The 22,950-nt window shown below is 46.1% G+C and carries 14 protein-coding genes; 6 read left to right on the forward strand and 8 right to left on the reverse strand.

Annotated elements, in window-relative coordinates:
* Positions 1 to 3: 3 nt before the first annotated feature.
* Together AB9P05_RS07445 and AB9P05_RS07450 are read right to left on the reverse strand one after the other, a co-directional pair.
* Positions 4 to 2,169, reverse strand: coding sequence for a tetratricopeptide repeat protein (locus AB9P05_RS07445; protein ID WP_371908189.1), 2,166 nt, complete (start codon positions 2,167 to 2,169; stop codon positions 4 to 6).
* 165 nt (positions 2,170 to 2,334) lie between these two features.
* Positions 2,335 to 4,509 carry a S46 family peptidase gene (locus AB9P05_RS07450; protein WP_371908190.1) on the reverse strand — a complete coding sequence of 725 codons (2,175 nt, stop codon included), beginning with the start codon at positions 4,507 to 4,509 and terminating at the stop codon, positions 2,335 to 2,337.
* Between the two features lie 133 nt (positions 4,510 to 4,642).
* Between AB9P05_RS07450 and AB9P05_RS07455 the strand changes: the two genes are divergently transcribed.
* Positions 4,643 to 6,076, forward strand: coding sequence for a TIGR00341 family protein (locus AB9P05_RS07455; RefSeq protein ID WP_371908191.1), 1,434 nt, complete (start codon positions 4,643 to 4,645; stop codon positions 6,074 to 6,076).
* A 97-nt stretch (positions 6,077 to 6,173) separates the two neighbouring features.
* Here the strand turns inward: AB9P05_RS07455 and AB9P05_RS07460 are convergent, their stop codons facing one another.
* The 4 genes from AB9P05_RS07460 to dgt form a co-directional block, all read right to left on the reverse strand.
* Entirely contained in the window at positions 6,174 to 6,845 is a 672-nt protein-coding gene (locus tag AB9P05_RS07460; RefSeq protein ID WP_371908192.1) for a lipoprotein signal peptidase, read from the reverse strand.
* 35 nt (positions 6,846 to 6,880) lie between these two features.
* Complete coding sequence (gene ileS, locus AB9P05_RS07465; protein WP_371908193.1) at positions 6,881 to 10,204, reverse strand: isoleucine--tRNA ligase; 3,324 nt, start codon at positions 10,202 to 10,204, stop codon at positions 6,881 to 6,883.
* A 143-nt stretch (positions 10,205 to 10,347) separates the two neighbouring features.
* Positions 10,348 to 12,768, reverse strand: a complete 2,421-nt coding sequence (locus AB9P05_RS07470; RefSeq protein WP_371908194.1) for an RND family transporter — start codon at positions 12,766 to 12,768, stop codon at positions 10,348 to 10,350.
* Positions 12,769 to 12,941: 173 nt separating this feature from the next.
* A complete protein-coding gene (gene dgt, locus AB9P05_RS07475; protein WP_371908195.1) occupies positions 12,942 to 14,297 on the reverse strand; it encodes a dGTP triphosphohydrolase in 1,356 nt (451 codons plus the stop codon).
* Between the two features lie 434 nt (positions 14,298 to 14,731).
* On the opposite strand from dgt, the gene AB9P05_RS07480 reads away from it, so the two are divergent.
* Positions 14,732 to 15,253 (forward strand): PRC-barrel domain-containing protein, encoded by a 522-nt coding sequence (locus AB9P05_RS07480; protein ID WP_371908196.1) that lies wholly within the window; start codon positions 14,732 to 14,734, stop codon positions 15,251 to 15,253.
* Between the two features lie 61 nt (positions 15,254 to 15,314).
* On the opposite strand, the gene AB9P05_RS07485 is transcribed toward AB9P05_RS07480, so the two are convergent.
* Positions 15,315 to 17,210, reverse strand: coding sequence for a von Willebrand factor type A domain-containing protein (locus AB9P05_RS07485; protein ID WP_371908197.1), 1,896 nt, complete (start codon positions 17,208 to 17,210; stop codon positions 15,315 to 15,317).
* Between the two features lie 144 nt (positions 17,211 to 17,354).
* Between AB9P05_RS07485 and AB9P05_RS07490 the strand changes: the two genes are divergently transcribed.
* The 4 genes from AB9P05_RS07490 (at position 17,355) to AB9P05_RS07505 (ending at position 21,537) form a co-directional block, all read left to right on the forward strand.
* On the forward strand, positions 17,355 to 17,927 hold the full coding sequence (locus AB9P05_RS07490) for an RNA polymerase sigma factor (RefSeq protein WP_371908198.1): 573 nt from the start codon (positions 17,355 to 17,357) through the stop codon (positions 17,925 to 17,927).
* Positions 17,924 to 19,264, forward strand: coding sequence for a carboxypeptidase-like regulatory domain-containing protein (locus AB9P05_RS07495; RefSeq protein WP_371908199.1), 1,341 nt, complete (start codon positions 17,924 to 17,926; stop codon positions 19,262 to 19,264). The genes AB9P05_RS07490 and AB9P05_RS07495 overlap by 4 nt, the downstream gene beginning before the upstream one ends.
* A 42-nt stretch (positions 19,265 to 19,306) precedes the next feature.
* Complete coding sequence (locus AB9P05_RS07500; protein WP_371908200.1) at positions 19,307 to 20,326, forward strand: ABC transporter ATP-binding protein; 1,020 nt, start codon at positions 19,307 to 19,309, stop codon at positions 20,324 to 20,326.
* Between the two features lie 77 nt (positions 20,327 to 20,403).
* Positions 20,404 to 21,537, forward strand: coding sequence for a M23 family metallopeptidase (locus AB9P05_RS07505; protein WP_371908201.1), 1,134 nt, complete (start codon positions 20,404 to 20,406; stop codon positions 21,535 to 21,537).
* Positions 21,538 to 21,730: 193 nt separating this feature from the next.
* On the opposite strand, the gene AB9P05_RS07510 is transcribed toward AB9P05_RS07505, so the two are convergent.
* Positions 21,731 to 22,621 carry a lysylphosphatidylglycerol synthase transmembrane domain-containing protein gene (locus tag AB9P05_RS07510; RefSeq protein WP_371908202.1) on the reverse strand — a complete coding sequence of 297 codons (891 nt, stop codon included), beginning with the start codon at positions 22,619 to 22,621 and terminating at the stop codon, positions 21,731 to 21,733.
* Between the last annotated feature and the right edge of the window lie 329 nt (positions 22,622 to 22,950).

The following is a 22,950-nucleotide window of genomic DNA, read 5'->3' on the forward strand; positions in this document are numbered from 1 at the left end:
AGATTATAGTACTACCTGAGACCCTACATATAGCTGAGGGATGGCTATCTCGAATGTAGTCCACTGACCTTCGGTATCCAGCCTTAAATCCCCTCCCAGTTTTTCTATTGCCAGCCGGGAGATATACAGCCCCATACCGGAACCTGAGGATCTTTCTGTTCCTCTGAAAAACATAGTAAATATCTGCTCCTTGATATCATCGGGGATGCCTATTCCATTATCGGAAACAGTAACATACAGGAGGTTTTTCTCTACACTAACCTTTACTTTTACCTTACTTGGAGAGTCATGAAGCTGGCTTGAGAAAATAATGGCATTTTCAAGAATGTTCTCTACTATAGTGGTAATAAGCTGCTTATCCGTAAACCACTTCACATCATCTGGCATGTCCAGAAAGAAGGTCACATCTGAATAGCTGTCCAGATTGGCGAGAGAATCTTTCGTTTTCCGAATAAGACTAACTACATCGACTTGCTCACCTTCAGGTAGCTTATTCTTGATATAATTGTAGCTGATGAGACGATCCAGTATTTTATTCATCTGCTTACTGGTCTTATCCAGTAGCTGCAGGTAACACTTAGCCGTATCATCTGTGATTTCCATCAGGGCGGTGTTACAAAGGCCCTTCATACTTACGAGAGGTCCACGAATGTCATGGGAGGTTTTATACACCAAGGTATCCAGTTCCTGGTTTACAATAAGCTGATCATGATACGATTTCTGTAGCTCCCTAGTCCGCTCCTGTACCTTGGCCTCCAGTTCGAGATTGATACGGCTAAGCTTTTCGTTTTTCTCTTCAATGATCTTCTGAGTTTCAGCAATTTTATCCCTCTGGTTACCTATTTCCTCTTTCTGGAGAATAATTTCTTCATTTTGTCTCCGGAGCATGTCATTAGTACGGGTACGAATACGGTACCGGCTAAAATACAAGGCGCCTAGCCCTCCAAGCAGAAGCACGCTTATGATAAGAAGGTAGATAATGAACTGATTATTCTCTATCTGAAGTTGCTTGATTTGTATGTCTTGCTCTTTAAGCTCCAGTTCCTTTTCTCTTTTCTCAAGTTCAAAGCGGGACTCCATCTTATTTACCTTCAGTTCCAGCTCTTCATTATGAATGCTATCCTTCAGATTCATATACCGGTACTGGTACTGGAAGGCATTCTGATAATCCCCAAGGTCTTCATAAAGTTGCCAGAGCCCATCGTAAATGTGGAGAAGGTTAGTCCTCGCGTTGATCTCATCAGCAATGGACATACCTTGCAGGTAATGATCAAGAGCAACCTTAGAGTTACCAAGACGCAGGTGCAACTCACCCAATGTTTGCAGCGTTGTGGCTTCACCCTGCAAATCCTGATTTTCTCTTTTAAGCCTCAGGGAACTTTCCAGCGTAGAGAGTGCCTCGGCGTAGCGCCCCTGCTTAAAGTACGTTTCCCCAATATACCCCAGAGTTTTAGCGTAGCCCCGTTCGTTGCCTACCGCTTTCCGGCTATCAAGGGCCTCACCGAAGTACTGAAGAGCCGTATTATAATCACCCTTTTTGCTGTATATATGGCCTATGTTATTAAGTGCAGTTGCATAGCCTCTCTCATTGTCCAGTTGCACAGATATGTCACGCAACTGCTCATAGTACTTAATGGCTTCGTCGTACTCTCCTTTTTCTTCGTAAATCAGCCCAATGTTATTATACAATGATGCGGAACTAATATCATTGATTTCTTTGGATAGGCTAATGGCTTCATTGTAATAATCAATTGCCTCCTCGTAGGCCCCCTGGTTATAATAAACCACACCCAGCCCGCCTAATATGTAAGCCTGGTAGGTAGTGTCGTTTTCCTCTCGAGCCATTTTCAACCCGGCATTAAGCCTGCTGTCTGCCGCTTCGTAGTCGCCCTTGTACCTGTATATAAGCCCCAGATTATACAGCGCCTCTATTTCTTTGCCTTTTTTATTGGAAGAAACCGCCAGATCAAGCGCTTTTCTTGCATATAATAAGGCTGAATCAGTATTGACATTCCTGAAATACTCAGTCAATGCAAGGTACGCCTCTACTTTTGCCTCATCATCTGAAGAATGCAGAATAGAATATAGGCTGTCTACCTGGCCTTTGACCTGGAGAAACTGCCCCACCAGCATGAGGGCAAGAAAACATGTCAGCAACCTTTTGTTCATGGCTGATTTTCAAGCAAATAGCCTGTTTTATAACCTGTCTTTGGAGGGAAAAACACCTTAATTAAATTGATCACTTAATATGTGCTGGTAAAGGTTATACCGCTTAAATATAAAATTAAAATTGTATTTTTCTAACGGAATACCCTTAAATACCCACCTGAGTACTTACTCAGCAGAATCGGCTGGCACAGGGCTTCCGGTATTCACAAGACTCATCTCTTTTATAAGATGGCCGGCCCCGGCAAACTTATCGATGATAAATAAAATATAGCGCGCGTCCACAGAGATATTACGGCACATCTCTGGATCAAACATTATATCACTCATCGTGCCTTGCCATGCCCTGTCGAAGTTAATACCTATTAACCTACCCTCAGCGTCAATAACGGGGCTACCACTATTGCCTCCGGTAGTATGATTGGAGGCAGTGAAACACACCGGCATCATACCATCCTGTCCATAGGGGCCATACTCTTTCTTAAGGTAAAGCTCTCTAAGCTTTGCCGGCACCACAAACTCTGCATTGTCCGGATCTTCCTTATCCATAATTCCCTCCAAAGTCGTGTAGTGCAGATACTCTACTCCATCCGCAGGCTCATACCCTTCTACCTGACCATATGCGACTCTGAGTGTACCGTTGGCATCAGGGTAGAACCGTCGATCTTCCTGCATCTCTCTCAGACCGGCCATGTATGTCCGGTACAGCTCGTCCAGCTCGGCATCTGTTGTTCTTTTCCTGGGCTGAATTTTTTCGTTGTATATATATGCAAAGTCCCTGTATAAGCTGAACAGCGGATCCTTCCTGAGTTTCTTGCCTACTCTCTTTTTCTTATTTTTATCCAGAAATGCGAGCAGTTCTTCTTTTTCGTCGATAACTGACTCATTAAATAAATAAGCCGTCAGTTTTTCATAGTCGCCATCTTTCTCATTCAGAAGTTCAGTAAAGGTAGTAGGTTGGAACTGGCCCACCACATTTTCCCGGTATTTAGCCAGCATAGCTGCCGTAAGCTTTTGCTCGGTCGCTACATCATAGTCCTTATAAAAGCGGTCTATGTAGGCTTCTATATCCTCGCGCGACATGCTTTCATCACTAGCATATTGATCCAGACGCCTGGAAAGGGCGGCAATATCCAGCCTCAGGATGGCTTCGCGAATGGTATTGTATGCCATATTTAGCTCATTCTCTCCATCATATATTTCGGCAAACCGAGTAATGACATTTCCATACTTACCTGAGCGACCCCCACTATTGGCCCATTCATCAAAAGCTTCTTCCTCTTCCCTCTTCTTCCGGGTGGCATTCAGCCGCTCAAGCCCTTTATTTTCTCCTATCCATTTCTTCCAATAGTTGGCTATACCGGCATATTTGCTGGCATATTTAATCCTGTTCTCGTCACTGTTAGCCATTGCTTCATCCAGTATATCGAGCTTTACCTGCCGTATGTTAATCCGAGTAGGGTTTATCTCACTGGTGAGTTGTTCTACCGCATGGCTGGTCAGGTATTGCTCTGTAGTGCCTGGGAATCCAAACACCATAGTAAAATCACCTGGCTCTACACCACCGAGGTTCACAGGGAGAAAGTGGCGGGGCTTAAGGGGAATATTATCCTCTGAGTATTCAGCCGGCTTTCCGTCAGGTCCGGAATAAACTCTGAACAGGCTAAAGTCACCAGTATGTCTCGGCCACATCCAGTTATCTGTATCGCCACCAAACTTGCCTATAGAGCTGGGAGGCGCTCCTACAAGGCGGACATCCCTATAGGTCTCGGTAACAAACATGTAATATTCGTTACCATAATAAAAAGGCTTAATCCGGGCCTCATAGTGAGTCCCTTCCGTAGCCTGACCTGTAATCGCTCGGGTTTTATCTTTTATGAGAGTGGCCCGGTCCTCTTCAGACATACCTGGAGTGACACCCTCAAGCACCTGATCGGTCACATCCTCTATTCTTACAATAAAGGACACAAACAAGCCGGGGTTATGTAACTCTTCCTCCCTGCTCATAGCCCAAAAGCCGTCTGTAAGCAGGTCATTTTCCACAGAGCTATGATACTGAATCTGACCATACCCGCAATGGTGGTTAGTAAGTATCAGGCCCTCTGGTGATATAAGCTCTCCGGTACAAAACCCGCCAAAACTTACAATAGCATCTTTGAGGCTGCTTTCGTTGATATCGTAAATATCTTTTGCGGTAAGTTTCATGCCTAAATCCTGCATCTCCTTTTCATTAAGATTGGAAAGAAGGTGCGGAAGCCACATGCCCTCTACGGCGTGGCTGGATTGAAATGATAGTACGATAAGAAGGAATAGAAGTAGCCCTTTGGATGCAAGTCTGTTCATAAAAGTAAAAGATTTTGGCAGCTGAATTTACGGCTTTTTACCAGGAGGATAAACACGGTTTACGATTTAATTCGTTCAGTAAAGCACTCCTATTCTTTTTTTTACGTATGATACCTAGCTAAATAATTAAAACTTGACGTTAGTTAAAGAAAAACCGTCTGAAACCCCTCAAAGAACAAGAAGACCGGGCTACGGCGCTGCGGGGGTGGTATTTAGGTTTGTCAAAAGGTTAATAAACCTGGAAGAGGACAAAGCAGATGAGGAAAAAACGATCGAAGAGATCAAAAAGGGGGTGCCATTTCGCGGCGCAAACCTGTGGATTCTCATTTTTGCCATTTTTATTGCCTCCATCGGCCTTAATGTTAACAGCACGGCGGTAATAATCGGGGCCATGCTTATCTCTCCCCTCATGGGGCCGATAATGGGCATCGGGCTAGGTATGGGAATCAATGATCTGGAATTGATAAAAAAGGGGGTAATGAACCTGGCTGTGGCTGTGGTTATTTCCGTACTTACCTCTACTATTTATTTTATGATCTCCCCGCTTAGCGATGCCCAGTCAGAATTGCTGGCACGAACCACCCCTACGTTATGGGATGTGATGATAGCTGTATTTGGTGGATTGGCGGGTATTGTAGCCGGGTCACGGCGAGAAAAAAGTAATGCTATACCAGGGGTGGCTATAGCAACAGCGCTGATGCCTCCTTTATGTACGGCTGGTTATGGCCTGGCTACAGGCAACCTATATTACTTCTTCGGTGCTTTCTACCTGTTTTTCATAAATACTGTATTCATAAGCCTTTCCACTTTCCTGATCGTAAGGTATCTGAAGTACCCCAAGAAGGTTTTTGTAGACGAGGCAAGAGAAAGAAGAGTGAAGTCCATTATCTCATTCTTTGTATTGCTTACCATATTACCGAGCTTTTTTACAGCTTATCAGGTGGTGAGGCGAAGTATATTCGAACGTAATGCACAGCTCTTTGTATCAAACGAACTGGCATTTGACAATTCTCCGGTAATAAGCCGGGAGTTTACCTTTTCAGATGATACCAGCCGAATAGAGATTACGCTGTTCGGTGCGCCGGTATCGAAGGAGATTATTAACCACGCCAGTCAGAAGCTAGGCACCTATAGCCTGGAGGGCACTACCCTGGTAGTGCATCAGGGCTATGAGGACGAAGAAGATAACCTGAGCCAGGATGTGTTGGAAAAATATAATCAGAGCGTGAAAGCAGGCATCATAGAGGAGCTATACCGAAAAAATGAGCAGGCACTAAATGATAAGAATGATAAGATCGCTTTTTTGGAGAAAGAGATTACGCTGCTGAAAGGGCGCCAGGTGGCTTTTGATGACATCTGCCGGGAGGTAAAGGTGCAGTACCCGGGCCTGAAGGAGTTTAGCCTGTCAGTCGCGCCCATAGCCACCATTGATTCACTGAACGTGAGCCAGGTTACGTTTGCCTATGCGAACTTTGCAACCAGGCAGCGGCGGACAGTATTACAAAAGATGGAGGAATGGCTGAAGGTGCGTACGCAATCAGACTCCCTTAGGCTGATTGTCCAGTAAAGCATAAAACCTTTAAATAAAAAAAGCTCCCGGACAGGCCTGTCCGGGAGCTTTTTTTTGCAGCAGATAGAGAATCTGCGGGCATTGATTAATATTATCAGGCTACAGAGCCGGCCCCAACATTTTCTTTAGTATCTGACCCTTCGGCCACAGACTCTGCAACAACTTCATCTGCTGATGATGGCTCAGAGAAGAAACGCCTCTGCATAATCAGAATCGTGGCAACGCCTACAAAAATAGCGGCATCGGCCACATTGAATATGGGCCAGAGTGACATGTAATCGCCACCGATGAAAGGCACCCAGGAAGCTACCTGTCCTTCCCAAATATCCAGGTAAAACATATCGACTACTTTACCGTGAAACCAGGGGGTAGGGGCATCATTGGAAGTAAGCCCAAGGTATTTACCGTAGAAGATACTGTCTACCACATTCCCTACAGCGCCTCCTAAAATAAGGCCTATGCTCCAAAGCAAACCTGAATGTACGCGGCGTTTAGCAAGCAGATACAGGTAAAAGGCGATAAAACACATTGCCACCAGACGAAACAGGGTAAGAACGAGCTTATCATACTCAAAGCCGAGTTCTATACCAAAGGCCATACCAGGATTGAGAGTGTAATGAAGCTTGAACCAATCTCCAATGACAGGTATCTCGCCAGCAGAACCACGCACCATATTATAGTGCACCAGTAACTTAACTACCTGATCTACTAGGATCACGACGAAGCTGAGGATAAAATATTTGGTGTACTTAAATTTTCCCGCCATCTATTGCCTGTTTTTCCTTACAAAATAGTGAATATTTAGACGTCTATCCTCACCTTTAATACGAGGTCGTCCATTTCCAACACCTTTCCGTCGTTCAAGGTTTCCGGCATATCAAGGTTGAGCGCTTGGGTTTCACGACAGATATACTCTTTATTCGCATCAAGAGCCGCATTCACAAGGTCCTGGTTTTTCTCAACGCTGATTTTGATCTTATCCTGTACATCGAGCCCCATATCTTTTCTAAGATTCTGAACCCGGTTTACAAGCTCCCGTGCTATTCCTTCCTGACGGAGCTCATCGGAGAGAGTAATATCAAGAGCTACCGTGTACCGGCCATCATTAGCCACAGACCACCCCGGGATATCATCTGACGATATCTCCACATAGTCTGCCATAAGAACCAGATCCCCATCTGATAGTTGAAGAGTTATCTGACCATTACGCTCTAGCTGTATAATCTCCTCCTGACCAAAATCACCAATAGCAGCCGCTATCTCTTTAACCTTAGGCCCGAATTCTTTGCCAAGCCTCGGGAAGTTAGGTTTAATCTTTTTGGTAAGGATGCCGGAGGTATCGTCGATGTATTCCACCGTTTTCACGTTTACCTCATTCATGATTATGTTATCTACGCTCTGAAGCATTTCCTTATCCTCGTTACTTAAAACGGGAATGAGAATCCGTGAGAGAGGCTGCCTTACTTTCAGGTTATGCTTACGGCGCAGACTGTGTACAAGTGAGCTGATTTTTTGTGCACCATCCATTTTGGTCTCCAGCGCCTTATCTATTTGTGCATCTGCTACCTCCGGCCACCTCGTAAGGTGTACACTCTCAGCATTATCCTGACTGGTTACGCCGTTAAGGTCACGGTAGAGATTCTCAGCATAAAATGGGGCAATGGGGCTCATGAGCCTGGCCATGGTATTCAGGCAGGTATAGAGCGTCTGGTAAGCTGCTTTTTTATCTTCGTTGTATTCTCCTTTCCAGAAACGCTTTCTGTTCAGCCTGACGTACCAGTTACTAAGTTCATCCGTTACAAAGTCCTGAATGGCCCTTGCTGCCCGCGTAGGCTCATAATCATCATACGCATTCGCGGTGGTCTTTATTAATGAGTTGAGCCGGGAAAGAACCCAGCGATCAGACTCGGTTCGCTGCTCGTAGGGTATTTCACCACCCTCGAACCTGAAGCCATCAAGGTTCGCATAAAGAGCAAAGAAGTTATAAGTATTCTGTAGCGTACCGAAGAAGCGCCTTTGCACCTCCTGAACACCCTCTAAGTTAAACTTAAGATCATCCCAGGGATTGGCATTGCTGATCATGTACCAACGTGTGGCATCAGGCCCATATTTGCCTATCGTCTTGAAAGGGTCTATGGCATTGCCCAGACGCTTGGACATCTTATTCCCGTTCTTATCAAGCACAAGGCCATTGGCGATTACATTCTTGTAAGCCACGCTGTCAAATAGCATACCTGCTATAGCGTGCAAGGTAAAGAACCACCCCCTGGTCTGGTCTACACCCTCAGCGATGAAGTCCGCGGGGAAATTACCCTCAAAGGCATCATGCCCCTCAAACGGATAGTGCCACTGGGCATATGGCATGGCACCGCTGTCAAACCACACATCGATGAGGTCAGCCTCACGGTGCATTTTTTGGCCTGATGGGCTCACAAGAACGATGTCGTCTACATATGGCCTGTGAAGGTCATTCTTGGCAATGGCCTCGTTATTTTTATCAATAAGCTCCGAGTCAGCCGGGAAAGCCTCATTGGCTTTATTCACCGCATCTTTTAACTCGGCTATGCTTCCGATACAAACCTCTTCCTTACCATCTTCAGTACGCCAGATTGGCAGGGGTGTACCCCAGTAACGGCTTCTGCTAAGATTCCAGTCCACCAGGTTTTTGAGCCAGTTGCCAAAGCGGCCCGTGCCGGTAGCTTCTGGCTTCCAGTTTATAGTATCATTCAGCGCTATGAGCTTATCCCTGTATTCAGTGGTTTTGATAAACCAGCTATCCAAAGGATAGTATAGTACAGGCTTATCAGTACGCCAGCAGTGGGGGTAATTGTGCTCGTATTTTTCAACGCGGAACGCCCTGTTTTCTTCTTTCAGTTTTATGGCAATAAGTACGTCAGTAGACTTATAGTCAGGGTCGCTTTCATCCTGGCCGTCGTAATTTTTCACGTACATACCGGCAAAGTCTTTGACCTCCGGGCGAAAGCGACCTTGCTTATCTACCAGTGGCACCTCATACCCTTCCTCATCTTTGAGGAACATACCCGGGATGCCATTTTGCTCCAGAGCACGAAAATCATCTGACCCGAAAGGTTTGGCAAGGTGCACAATACCGGTGCCATCTTCTGTAGTAACGAAGTCACCGGCTATCACCGTAAAGGCAGGGTGAGGAAGGCTTACATACGGCATAAGCTGCTCGTATTCCATACCTACCAGGTCACTGCCCTTCATTTCTTCCAGTATATCGAAAGGTATCTTTTTATCGCCTGGCGTGTAGTCTTCCAGCGTTAGGTCCTCGTGCTTTTTATTAAAGTACGAGTATATGCGATCCTTCGCTAAGATGACATAGATGGGCTCACCAGTGTATTGATTGAAGGTACGCACCTTCACATAAGTAATGTTTTTGCCTACCGCCAGCGCAGAGTTGCTGGGCAGTGTCCATGGGGTCGTAGTCCAGGCAATAAAGAAATCCTGGCTGCTCCCTTTAACTTTAAACTGGGCGGTAACGGAGGTATCCTTGACTTCACGATAGGCACCTGGTTGATTCAGCTCATGGGAGCTGAGTCCGGTACCGGCTGCAGGTGAGTAAGGCTGAATGGTGAAGCCTTTATACAGGAGGCCTTTTTCATATAATTTTTTCAGCAGGCTCCACAGGCTTTCCATGTAGTCCGTATCAAAGGTAATGTACGGATCATCCAGATCTACCCAATAGCCCATCTGCTCAGTGAGTTTATCCCACTGATCTTTGAATTTCATGACCGCCTCACGACAGTGGCGATTATACTCCTCAACGGTAATTTTCTTACCAATATCCTCTTTGGTGATACCCAGCTCTTTTTCAACCTGCAGTTCCACGGGAAGTCCGTGAGTATCCCAGCCACCTTTACGCTTCACCTGGAAACCCTGCAGCGTCTTATACCGGCAGAATACATCCTTGACTGCACGCGCCATTACGTGGTGAATACCCGGCGTACCATTGGCAGAGGGGGGGCCTTCATAAAAAGTAAAGGCATCGCCTTCACTTCTGGAGTCGATACTCTTTTGAAAAATATCATTTTCTTTCCAGTACCTGAGCACGTCTGTTGCCAGTGCTGCGTAGTCTATGTTCTTGTATTCAGGATATTTCACGAGATCGCTTTTATCAAAAACCCGACAAATATAGAAAATTTACACCCTTAATGTAAGCAGATAAACAGAGGATGGGTTCCGGCCTATCTCAGGCTATACGAAAACTTAAGACAAAGTGTTCTTTGGCAGGAAATAATGCCTTTTCAGGAATTACCCTCTCCTTGCTCACTTTTCTCTACCCTTATCTTGTCCACATCTATCTCCTCGTCTTCTGCCTCATGATAGAACTCCTCATAATGCTCGATAAGGGGATGAAAGTCTTTGCGTCTTTTTCCATCATCGAAAGTCATGAGTAGTATAGGCAGCAGAATAAGATTGGTAAACATGGCTATAAGCAGGGTGGTGCTTGTGAGAAAACCAAGGGCAACCGTACCGCCGAAGTCACTAAAGGCAAAAATGATGAAGCCCGCAAAGAGTATGATCGATGTGTACATCATACTTGCACCTGTTTCTCTGACACTCTTACTAATAGCAAGGGGAACAAAGAAGTTATTAGCAAAAAGCTCCTGCCGGTATTTAGCCAGGAAGTGAATACTGTCATCCACTGAAATACCGAATGCAATACTAAAAATAAGGGCTGTGCTTGGTTTCAAAGGAATACCTGCGAAGCCCATAATACCCGCAGTGAGTATAAGAGGTACCAGGTTTGGTACCAGAGATATCAGTATCATCCGGATGTTGCCAAAGAGCATGGCCATGATTACACTGATCAAAGCAAAGGCTAATAGCAGGCTGGTGCGAAGGTTATCAATGAGAAAGTTATTGCCTTTTATAAATAGCGGGGTGGTACCGGTGATACCTACTTCTATATCCGTACCTTCAAATATTTCTGCCACCTTAGGCTCAACAACCCTCCCGATAAGGCTGTCCATTTTTAGCGAGCCGATATCGGCAATTTTAAGGCTTACCCTGATCTTTTGACCGGTGCTATCTACGAATGAGCTGAGCAGACCTGAGCTATCACTTTGCTCGCGCAGGTATCGAAGTATAAAGTTTTTATCCTGGTTAGTGGGCAAGGCGTAAAAAGCGGGGTTGTTATTATAAAAAGCCTGGCGAGCTGCTTTAATAAAGCTTACTACCGACACGGGTGTACTCAAATATTCCTGATCGGCAAGAAAATCTTCCAGCTCCTCGATCTTACGCAAATTACTTAACCTAAGGACCCCTCGGCGCTTACCCGTATCCACAATAATTTCCAGAGGCATAACGCCGCTAAAGTTCGCCTCAAAAAAAGCAAGGTCCGTTCTGATCTCACTATCCTCCGGAATATCATCTACCATATATGATACAGATTGTATCTGGTACATACCGTACACCCCTGCCCCGACCAGCACTGCAGTAATAAAGAACACGCGGTAGCGGTAGCGGTGAACAAGCAAATCTATAGCCGTAAGGAACTTATCAAGCCCCTTAAAATGGAGGTGCTTGAGTTTCCTGGTATTAGGCTCTGGCAGGTAACTGAAGATGGCCGGGATAAAAATGATACTTACAAAGAACGTGGCGAAAATGTTTATGCCTGCCACTACACCAAACTCCCGCAGTATAGTAATATCCGTGAAGGCAAGTACACCGAAACCTATTGCGGTGGTGCTATTTGTGATCAGCGTGGCAAGTCCTATCTTCCGTATGATCCGGCTAAGAGCCCGCATCTTATTACCATGCCGGTTAAACTCCTGGTGGTATTTATTAAGCAGGTAAACACTATTGGGAATGCCTATGACGACTATCAGGGGAGGAATAAGGGCTGTTAGCAGAGTAATCTTATACCCGAGTAAGACTATGGTGCCCAATGACCAAACGATCATGATGCCGATCATGATGAGAGGGAAGATAACAGCATCCCATGAGCGGTAAAAAAAGAGGAGAATAAGCCCTGTAATCAGCACACTCAGCATGAGAAACATGTTGAGCTCATCTTTTACATTACTCGCTATGATGGACCGAACAAAGGGCAGCCCCGCAAAGTGCAGCTTTATGCCGGTATTTTCAGTGAACCCATCTCCCAGGTCTACGATATCCTGCACCAGCCTTAGCCGGTCTTCAGAGTTAAGCGTCGCCTTTTCTATGGCTACCAGCATGAGTGTGGCCCCATTTTCAAGGTTCACCACCTGCGACGTGTAAAACCGCTGATCACGTACATCGCGAAGCAAACTGTCAACCTCCCCCTGGCTCTCCGGAATAGTGGGGAAGAGAGGCACAAGATCAAACCGTTTTTCCTGAGAGTTTCGCTCAAGGCGTTGCAGTAAAGGTAGGCTAAGCACGCTTTTGACCCCTTCTACAGCAGTAATCTCATCACTCAGTGCCTTATATCGCCTTAAATTGTCAGCTTCATATAGTGCGCTGTCTTTAACCCCCACGGCCAGGATATTGGCATCTTCGCCGAAAAGGTCTCTGAACTCCTGAAAATACACCATGTCAGGATCGTTGGAAGGAACGATCTTGGCAAAATCGTAGCTGAGCTCGATACGGCTGGCCTGAAATCCCATAAAGACAGTGATAGCTGCCAAAAGAAGGATCAGGTAGAGCCTGTAGCTAAATACTATATGGGCGAGTTTTGTCCACATTTATGTTAAGGGCGTCAAAGGTACAAATTTATTTGTTCCACAGGGAGTTTCCGTGCTGGCATGTACCATTGGTGAGGTAAAATACGTCTTCTGTGCTTGAGAAAGGCCTGATGGCTGTAGTATAGCAACAACAAACACAGCAATCAAACACAGGGAACCCGCTAAAGTTTCCTTCAGACTACCGGCAGGCTGATCCCCATGAGCCTGCGGTAGACACTAACAGCATGGCGGTCAGTCATACCGCTTACATAGTCCACTATAGCCAATGTAATGCGGTAAGCATCTTTGTCCGCCTCTTTTATGGCATAGTGTACCTCTTCAGGAAGCAAGCGGGCAGCGACAGTATGCTTTTTGCTGTTACCAAACAGGTCCTTAAGGCCGGCCGTGCTAAACGCAGCAGGGATAAAAGCGCTTAGCAATCCGCCCAAAACTTCAAACCCTGCCATTTCTCGCTCTTTTACTGGTTGGGCCCGGTATATTTTTTCTACTGAAATAGCACTGATACGGCCTAATGTATTGCTCGCAGGGATATCATCTGTAAGCGACGTGTCATAAGCTCCGCTCAGAATGTCACCTTCCTTTTCTATAAATAAGTCTGTACACTGCCCGATAAGACGACCGATAGCAAGAGCCCTCAACGTACCTATCTTTTCAGAGACACTGCGATACCTTTCCAGCTTGGATGCGTCATAACTATCCCCCAACAGGTCAGCCAAAAGATCCCGGGCTTCCTCAAATGACACAAAACCCAGACGGCAACCATCTTCAAGGTCTATGACATTATAACATATATCATCTGCTGCTTCTACCAAAAATGCCAAAGGGTGGCGGCACCAGGCCATTTCTTCTTCTCCTCCTAGCTTTCTCAGGCCAAGCGAGCGCGCTATGTCGGCAAAAATCTCCTTCTCCGATTGAAAGAACCCGTATTTCTTCTGGCTACGGCGCTTCTTATCCTGTTCATTCATCAGTGATTCGCGAGGATATTTTGTAAATGCCGCAAGAGTTGGGGCTTTAAGCTTCAGCCCCTGATACCCTTTTTGGTTCAGTAGCCTGAAACCCTGAGCATTTCCTTCAAAGTTGCAAAGGTCTTCCCACTGCGCAGTTGAGTAGAGCCCGCTCAGGTCTGAAACCTTGGGGTGATGCCGAAAAAAATCTGAGATAGCATCTTCTCCACTGTGTCCGAAAGGGGGGTTACCTATATCATGTGCTAGAGCGGCTGCCCCTGTAATTGCACCGAAGTCATACAGGTTAATCCCTTTATTTGTCAGTTCATGCTCTTTTTGCAGTATTTTCTCTCCAACTTCTTTGCCAAGTGAGCGCGCTACACTACTTACCTCTATGCTGTGTGTGAGACGAGTATGCACGAAGCTATGCTCAGGCAGAGGAAAAACCTGTGTTTTGTCCTGAAGCCGCCGGAAAGGGTGACTGAAAACGATGCGGTCATAGTCCCGTTCAAAGGCACTTCGCCCTGTCCCGAATGATTCTCCGTTTTGCTTTTCGTCCCCGGTAAGTAACTGTAGCCAATTCATGTAAGGGTATCTGTGTTCCGGGGCAAAAATCGTAAAAATATGGTTAATGACGAATTTTAAAGGGAACGCTGCACAAATATAGGTAGATGACCAAGAATCCTGTTTAGCTTGTTTAACAAAAACTTAAACATTTTTTTGAAATTTTACCTGCTTTTGTAAACTCTTTACGGCTAGCTCCCGTTAGAAATATCAGATGGATTTAAAAGAACAACACGGCTTAAATAGCCAAATATAGGTTTAGTAAGAATTTTGATGCGTATAGTGGTAGTTAGAAAAGGCACCGGAAATTTTTCGGTGCTTTTTTATTTTGTTCAACTATAGATAAACAAATACTCACAAGCACTAATACTTTGTTAAGGAATAATAAGCAATAGATAAACAAACTGAATCCTGGCTAAAGGGTTAATAGAATGATAACCAAACAGAAACCAATCATGAGTACAGATAACCTAATTAATTATGCAACCCTCCAATCATCAAGCATACAAGATTCAGTAGGCAACACCTACGGTTCTGTCTCAGAAATAATCCTGGACCGTACATCTGGAAAAGTGGAGTTTCTGGTGGTAGGCTCCGGTGGCATACTGGGCATAGGTAAAGATTATTTTGTAGTCCCTTACAAAAGTGTGGATATCAACCCTAATACAGGGAAAATTCACATCAACACCACTAAGGAAAAGATTGAAAACGCTCCTCACTTTGATAAAGACAAGGTAAGTAAATGGAGTCAGGAAGATCGTGACGAAATGCTTACATACTATGGCGTGAGTAACCTAAAACACGGCACCAGCCAGGATGATATTAATAAGAGAGAGGGCGGACTTTCTGACCAAAACCATGACTCATACGAAGGCAGCTCTCAGGTAACAAATGCACAGGGACCAGGAAACACCATTCCGGGAAAAAATATGGATTACGATAAGGTGAAAGGCACTAACGAAAACAGCCCGCACTAAAAAAAAGAGCGACTACTCCCCTTATGGAGTAGCCGCTGCCTTTATGTAAAGAAGCCCTTTTTTACTTCTTCGCTTCCAGTTCGCTCTCATAAAGTCCTGAGGCCACTTCCATCAGGTTGATAAATTCTATCCTGTAGCCGTGCTCATCAGCCCCCCTGGCTGACCGTGCCATACTAATGGCGTGCATAAGGGAGGCTGTTCCGGCAAGCTCCGAGCCGCTAAGCAACAGTCCGGCTTCAGCTACTGCCGCTGCCCACCGGAAGTCTTCGCTTACTTTACTTAGAGGCTTTTCACTCCCACACATAAGAGGCATTTCCAACAAGGCGCTCTTATGCCCTTCGGGCTGCTTATACCTGAGCTTTATATTCATCCACTCGCCATTACGTGCACCCTCCTTATTTTCTTTCTGGTATTTAAGAGCGTCTATTTCGGGTAATAAGCTTGACGCCACCCCGGCAGGGATGATCTCATAAAGAGCGGTAACACTGTGGCCGGCACCGATATCACCGGCATCTTTTTTATCGTCGTTAAAGTCTTCATCATTTAAACGACGGTTTTCATATCCTATCAGGCGGTAGCCGGCTACATAGGCAGGGTTAAACTCCACCTGAAACTTCACATCCTTGGCAATCGTCACCAGCGTGCCGCCCATCTCATTCACAAGCACTTTCTTTGCCTCCAGTATATTGTCTATATAAGCATAGTTGCCGTTGCCTTTGTCAGCTAGCAGCTCCATCCGGTCATCTTTATAATTACCTGTTCCGAAGCCCAGTACCGTCAGAAAAACACCACTTTCCCTCTTTTCCTCTATAAGCTTCTGCATGGCCCCATTACTGCTTTCCCCAATATTAAAGTCCCCGTCAGTGGCAAGGATCACACGATTATTACCTTCTTTAATAAAGTTTTTCTCAGCAATATCATACGCCAGCCTTATACCCTGGCCACCTGCTGTACTGCCGCCGGCGTCCAGTCTATCCAGAGCGTTAACTATAGCATCTTTATTATTACCGGCTGTAGCCGGCAGCACCACCCCTGCAGCTCCTGCATACACCACTATCGATACCCTGTCCTGAGGCCTGAGCTGGGAAGTCAGCATTCTGAATGCAGACTTTAATAGAGGCAATTTGTGAGGTTCATCCATTGAGCCGGAGACATCCAGCAGAAAAACCAGGTTGGAAAGGGGCAGAGACTGATTCTCCATAACCCTGCCCTGAACGCCTATCTTTACAAGCCGATGACCTGGCGCCCAGGGGCACTCCGCCTGCTCCAGGTTCACAGCAAACGGGTGCTCCCCTTCCGGCTGGTTATATTCATAGTCAAAATAATTGATCATCTCCTCTACCCTTACAGCATACTGAGGAGGCAGCATGCCATCATTGATAAAGCGGCGCATGTTGCTGTAAGATGCCGCATCCACATCGGCAGAAAAGGTACTTAATGGCTGCCGGAGGGCCGTACGAAAACCTGTTTCCTCCACTTCCGCATAGCTTTCTGTGTTGTGAGGGCCTCCGGATATATTCACCCCGGCAACTCTTCCCGACAAGGACTGATCAAAAACAGCTTCTTCATCAGCCACTTCACTTATAGCATAGCCCAAAGCCTTTTGCTCCCTTTCTATACGCTGAGCTGTTATGACAACTTCCTGCAACTGTTCCACATCTTCTTCCAGACTTACATCTATTACTTTTCGCTTTTTTACCGGCTTAGTAATTGTTTTAAACCCCACATACATAAACCGAAGGTGGCAACTATCTGCGGGCACCTGAATGGCATATCGTCCTGCCGTATCGGTTATGACACCATTAGCCGTACCTCTAATGATGACAGAAACGCCAGGCATGGCAGCTCCTGAACTTGCCTCGGTGACAGTGCCCGTAACGGTATGCTGAGCCAGAGCAGCCGGGATACTAAGTGCCAGGGCTGTAAAAAGAAGAAAAGCGTGATTTAATGTTTTCATAGTGCGTGATCTTTGGAAGGAAGATGCAGGCGAAAACAAGATTCCATAAAAAACTTTTTCAGCGTATTTTTTATGGAATATAGAAAACCGTGCATCTTACCAGGGCAAAAACCCATGATCTGATTACCAGAACCCGGTCCGTACATGTTTATATGGAATAGGTTTAAAAAGGAAAAAGACGCAAGCGACGAAGAGATGCTGGCCCTGTTTAAAAAAACAGGTGATGCGGATGTCCTCGGAAGGCTCTTTGACAGGTACCTGCACCTGGTGTATGGTGTGTGTCTGAAATACCTGAAAAACGAGGAAGACGCCCGCGATGCAGGCATGCAAATCTTCGAAAAGCTGCTTAAGGAGGCTGCCCGGCACGAGGTAGACCGCTTTAAGCCGTGGCTGCATGTGCTTACCAAAAACTACTGCCTGGGCCTGCTACGAAAAAGAAAGCAGCATGACGAGGCAGAGTTAAGGCATATGTATTACCCTGAAGAGGATACCGCAGGGGTGGAAGAGGCAGAAGAGAAGGAGGCCATGTTGCAGCAGCTTGAGTCGGGGCTTCAGGAATTGCCCCCCGAGCAAGCAACCTGTCTGCGCTTTTTTTACCTGGAAAGTAAGAGTTATAAAGACATTTCGGACATGACTGGGTATGACCTGAAAAAGGTGAAGAGCTATATTCAAAACGGTAAACGAAACCTTAAAATTTACCTGGAGAAAAGGGCATGAGTACGGGAGAAACACAACTTTTCACTACCAGCGGAGAGCTGACCCTGCGGGCCATGCAATTGTATAGCCAGGGGGCACTGCCATCTCCTGATAAGGAAAAAGTACAAGCTTACCTCGATGCAAACCCCTTTGAGGCTGAAGCACTGGAGGGCATAAGCCAAGCAGGTGACGCAGAATTTGACAAAGGGTTGGCCGCGCTCCGAAAAGACCTGCGTACTCACATACCCGGAGCCACCTCTCACCCGATTCACGTCAAACTACCTTATTGGCAGGCCGCAGCAGCAGTACTTATCATGCTTACCGCCTTTGCTGCTTCCCTCTTTATATTAGAAAGCCGCTACGGAAGCCCGGATAGCATGCTGGCCATGCAAACCCCTGAAAAGGAAGCCCCTGTCACACAGACAGAAAGGGCGAAACCTGTAGAAAATAACCGTCCCCCCGCCAGTGGTCCGGAAACCAGGGACGTAAGAGAAATTATCGAAGTTCCTGATGAAGAGGAAATAGATGAGCCGACAGAAGCCCCATCCGTAACCGAAAAAGTTGAGGAGGAATTGCTCATAGCGGCTAATAGTATAGAGGAAGAACTGGAGCCTGTGGAGGAAACTGCTTCTTCTGCTTCCTTTAGTACCCATGAAGAGCCACAAATTGCAGCCGCCGACCTGGCCCTCTATGCTGATAGCATGATGCAGGCCCGAAAAGAAAAGCACCAGGAGGCGATGGCCATGGCCCGGAACAAGGACGCCCTCGACACAGAAGAGGCTTTGGTGGCGGAGGCTACAGATGAGGTGCCGGTACATCTTGTGTATGGCACCGTACTATCCGGCAACGGAGCTCCCTTATATGATGTCACCATTTCCATTTTAGGGACGGATAAGTCATTTACCACTGACCGGCAAGGTGACTTTAAAATTACAGTAGACGAACCTACCGACATACTCCGTTTTAGCTACCGCGGTATTAGCGACCTGGATGTCCCTGTAGCGAACAGGGAGCACCTCGTAGTCACCCTGAGTGCTCGGGGCAATGAAGTGAAAACGGTAGGCGAGGATGGTCGTGAGCTACCTGCCAGGTCTAATGCTGCCCCTGGCGGAGGGTATAGCGCTTACAAAACGTATCTGCGTCAAAAGCTAAGCAATCTGCCGGACGGCCGTATCGTGCTGGAGTTTACTGTGACTGAAACCGGGGAACTTAAAGACTTTGAGGTCATAAAAGGAATAAATGAGGTAGCTGACAAAGAACTGATTGAAGCTATGGAAAACGGCCCCAGGTGGCAACCTGCTTTTGAACAGGGCATGGCTGTACCTTCCCGTGCCCGTTACCGTCTTAGAATCCGTTAGCATACTACCATTCTGTGCCGGCTAATTCGTAATTTTGTAACCATGCCGGAAACACCATTGCTGGACGCAAGAGAAGTCAGTAAAACCTTTTCAAGCACACAAGCCATAAAAAACCTGAGCCTGACCCTCCCGCCAGGTGAAAGTATGGCGATAGTAGGACCAAGCGGTGCCGGGAAAACAACACTCCTGCGCTTGCTGGCCGGATTAGAATCACCTGATAGAGGCTGGATAGCATTGTCTGGCCAGAAGCTGGAAGATCCTTCTGAACAACTCATCCCGGGGAATAAGGCAATCCGTATGGTACACCAGAGTTTTGACCTGGCGGCTAACCGCACGGTAGAGGGAAATGTAGACATGCTCCTAAGAGCCTACACAGCAGAATACCGCAGGGAAGAAACGGCCCGGCTACTGAAGGCAGTGAGACTAAACCACATTGCTACACAACCGGTGCATACCCTGAGTGGTGGTGAAAAGCAGCGACTGGCTTTAGCCAGAGCACTTGCCGACGAAAGCCTTCTCATTTTAATGGATGAGCCTCTAAGTCAGCAGGACGCCCTATTGAAGGCACACCTTTATCACATAATACGTGATGAAGTAAGCATGGCGGGCAAAGGGATGATAGTCGTTACACACGACCCGCGTGAAGCTATGGCTGTCGGCCACCGCGTGGGGGTGCTTATAGACGGGAAGCTGGTACAAACAGACTCCCCACAAATACTTTATGAACAGCCTGCTACGGAAGAAGTGGCGGGGCTAATGGGGGGTATTTCAATACTAGAGAATGAACGATGGCTTAGCCTTACCAAGGGTGAGGCACTACCTGCAGGGCCTGGCAAGGTAAGCGGCTACAGGCCTGAATCACTTACTGTTAAGCCACTATCCCACGGCCCCTTTACCATTGAACGCATCACCTATCAGGGCGCATTTTCAGAAATAGAGGTAATCTCCGAAGATGTCACTCTCCTTATCAGAACCACCAATAAGAGATTATCCACCGGCCAAAAAGTAAATGTATACAGGAAAAATAAGTCAATGATATCATTTCCAGATAGGGAGAAGTAAGGTTTTGGGTAATTTAATGTCCTGAAAAAGAAATAATTGGTGCACTTTTATTGTTAGCAATCCAGAAGCAATGGTCTATGAAAGCCTTTTATACAATTATAGTCTTTACCCTCCTAAGCCTGCCTGCATTTGCCACAGATGAGCCGGAAGTTTATTATAAAAAAAGTGAAGATGGAGCCTACCTTTTCTATGCGGATAATGAAAGCTATAGCCCCTACCAGGTAGAAATATCATTTACCCAAAAGGAGAACCTGAAAGTAGGCGTCCCCCTCCCTTACTTCTTTGTGGTGGACGGAAAAGAAAAACAAAAATTTCTCTTTAAGGCCGTACCTACCGGCGAAGGCACTATGCGCCTTAAGTATTCTTTCAGTTTTCTCAAAGGCGACCCTTCAGCCAAGCCTGACGGGTATCTTTACCATTTTCCATTTGCGCATGGCGAAAAACGAAGAGTGGATCAGGGATACTTTGGCAAATTCAGCCATGCGAACCTTCATGCCGTTGATTTTCATATGAAAGAAGGCGAGCCTGTATACGCCGCACGCGGTGGCCTGGTGGTGGAGGTGCGTGAAGACAGCAATCGGGGCGGTGCTAATCCCGCATATGAAAAGCATGGTAACAAAGTGATTATCCTGCACGAAGACGGCACTTTTGGCGAGTATGCCCACCTCAAGCAATATGGGGTAACAGTAGAGGTAGGTGAAGAAGTATCAGCAGGGCAGCTAATCGCTAAAAGTGGTAATACAGGCTTTAGTAGTGGCCCACACCTTCATTTCATGGTATACAAGGCCGAAAAGCTATTTCACACTACAGTGCCCGTAAAGTTCAGAAGCCATGCCGGGAAGCCGGTGGAAGTAAAACAGGGTAAGTTCTATTACGCCACCCACCCCGGAAAACCATCTTTTGAGGTGGTATCGGAGGAGGAAATTGATGTGGAAGAACTTGAGAAAAATAACCAAATGGTCGCCGCTACCGGTGACTTCACCATAAAAGCCGAGCGAATAGATAATACCATATTGCTGTATGCGGAAAATGGTAAAGGCAAAACAGTTGAAGGCACGCTACACCTGGATCTGACTAACTTATCTGCTGGCAAACCTCTTCCACTGGAATTTAACGTACCCGCCAAAACCCGCCAATTCCTGATAAAACTTACGCCTGGCGACCCATTGAAAAATAGCGGCTTTAAGATGCGATACGACTTCGAAAGGTAGCGAGCATTAGATTTGAAACATATCAGAACAAGTAAGAAGACACCCATTCTTACGCACCTTAATCCTAACAGGTGTTTGGAATACCGGGAAATTTACTATCTTAGTAATGGTGTGAATCGAAAAGAATCGGAGTGATTCCGTTCTTGATAGCCCGGCCAGGCCGGGCTATTTTATTTTCCTATCTTCCCAGACTTCAGTGATCAGTTGCAACTACATTTGTACCAGACGATTTATCCTTAGGTTCCATACTGAGAAAAGCACCGGGCAGGGAACTCAGCGCATTTAGCATAAAAAACATCAGACTAACGGTCACGCTCAGCTCTTCATCGAACATAAAAAAACGGCTCCCGTACAAAAATACCACTTCTCTTAATCCAAGACCCCCTACGGATATAGGTATTACAAAAGCGATGCTTGAAACGAGAAATAATAGCACATAGATATGAATGCCATTGGGATTGCCAAGTGCAGCCAATAAACATATCACACTAAGAACCTGAAGCACCTGGACACAGATGGCAAGAATGTTAACCCTGCCGAATATGGGCAAAAACTTCCTGAAGAACAGCCAGAGAAACAGGTAAAAGAGAGGATAAATCAGAATAAGGCCTCCGATTGAAAGCAGACGCCATTCAAAGGATACGGCAAGCCAGTTTACCAATAGTAATATGATGCCTATAATTGCTACTAGGCCACTAAGCCTATCTGTGATCAGGGCTTTGATAACCGGCCCGGGCCGCTGGCCGAACCACTTTTTGATGTAAAATACTTTGTATCCGTCCCCGCCTATACCACCAGGCAGCAATAGGTTAAAAAACATACCGCGATAGTAAAGCAACAAGTTTTGGAAAGCAGTAATCCTTATATATAACAGATCAAAAAAGAACTGCAACCTCCTTGCACTAACTACCTGTGAAAGGTTGAGAGCGATCAGGGCCGATAGTAACCACCATAAATTTGCACGACGCAGAATATCAATACTCTGCCGCCATTGTATGTTACATGCGACAAAGGCCAGACAAGCAATAGTACCTGCTATTTTAAGCCCTGGTTTTAGATATTTCCTATTTTGTTTAAGAGCCACCTATTTAAAGCTGTTAACTAGCCCGGCTAGAAGCCAGAAGGGGTAGACCGGATTCCTGCTAGCAGAAAAGAAAGCGAAGAAAAAGGATAGACCACTACCATACACCCTTCCTAAGTGTTTTAATATAGGAAGATAAAAATTCATATCTTTCATCCTCAGTATGATAAGACCCTTAAGAGCGAAAAGATGAATAGGTCTTCTGTAAAGCTTTTGAATAAACGGGATCAGGACACACATAACCCTCAAGACATGGCCTACACCGTATCGAAAGGCACCAAGCTTACGCAACTGAACCTTTACACTACGAACTCCCTTTGCGTAAAACAGTA

This window comes from Roseivirga sp. BDSF3-8 (assembly GCF_041449215.1).
Taxonomy (GTDB): Bacteria; Bacteroidota; Bacteroidia; order Cytophagales; family Cyclobacteriaceae; genus JBGNFV01.

Bases quoted from the DNA above. Each gene is read 5' to 3' on its own strand.
- dgt (WP_371908195.1), bottom strand. From the start codon at position 14,297: ATGAATTGGCTACAGTTACTTACCGGGGACGAAAAGCAAAACGGAGAA.
- AB9P05_RS07445 (WP_371908189.1), bottom strand. From the start codon at position 2,169: ATGAACAAAAGGTTGCTGACATGTTTTCTTGCCCTCATGCTGGTGGGG.
- AB9P05_RS07480 (WP_371908196.1), top strand. From the start codon at position 14,732: ATGAGTACAGATAACCTAATTAATTATGCAACCCTCCAATCATCAAGC.
- AB9P05_RS07485 (WP_371908197.1), bottom strand. From the start codon at position 17,210: ATGAAAACATTAAATCACGCTTTTCTTCTTTTTACAGCCCTGGCACTT.
- AB9P05_RS07460 (WP_371908192.1), bottom strand. From the start codon at position 6,845: ATGGCGGGAAAATTTAAGTACACCAAATATTTTATCCTCAGCTTCGTC.
- AB9P05_RS07450 (WP_371908190.1), bottom strand. From the start codon at position 4,509: ATGAACAGACTTGCATCCAAAGGGCTACTTCTATTCCTTCTTATCGTA.
- AB9P05_RS07500 (WP_371908200.1), top strand. From the start codon at position 19,307: ATGCCGGAAACACCATTGCTGGACGCAAGAGAAGTCAGTAAAACCTTT.
- AB9P05_RS07505 (WP_371908201.1), top strand. From the start codon at position 20,404: ATGAAAGCCTTTTATACAATTATAGTCTTTACCCTCCTAAGCCTGCCT.
- AB9P05_RS07495 (WP_371908199.1), top strand. From the start codon at position 17,924: ATGAGTACGGGAGAAACACAACTTTTCACTACCAGCGGAGAGCTGACC.
- AB9P05_RS07470 (WP_371908194.1), bottom strand. From the start codon at position 12,768: ATGTGGACAAAACTCGCCCATATAGTATTTAGCTACAGGCTCTACCTG.
- AB9P05_RS07490 (WP_371908198.1), top strand. From the start codon at position 17,355: ATGTTTATATGGAATAGGTTTAAAAAGGAAAAAGACGCAAGCGACGAA.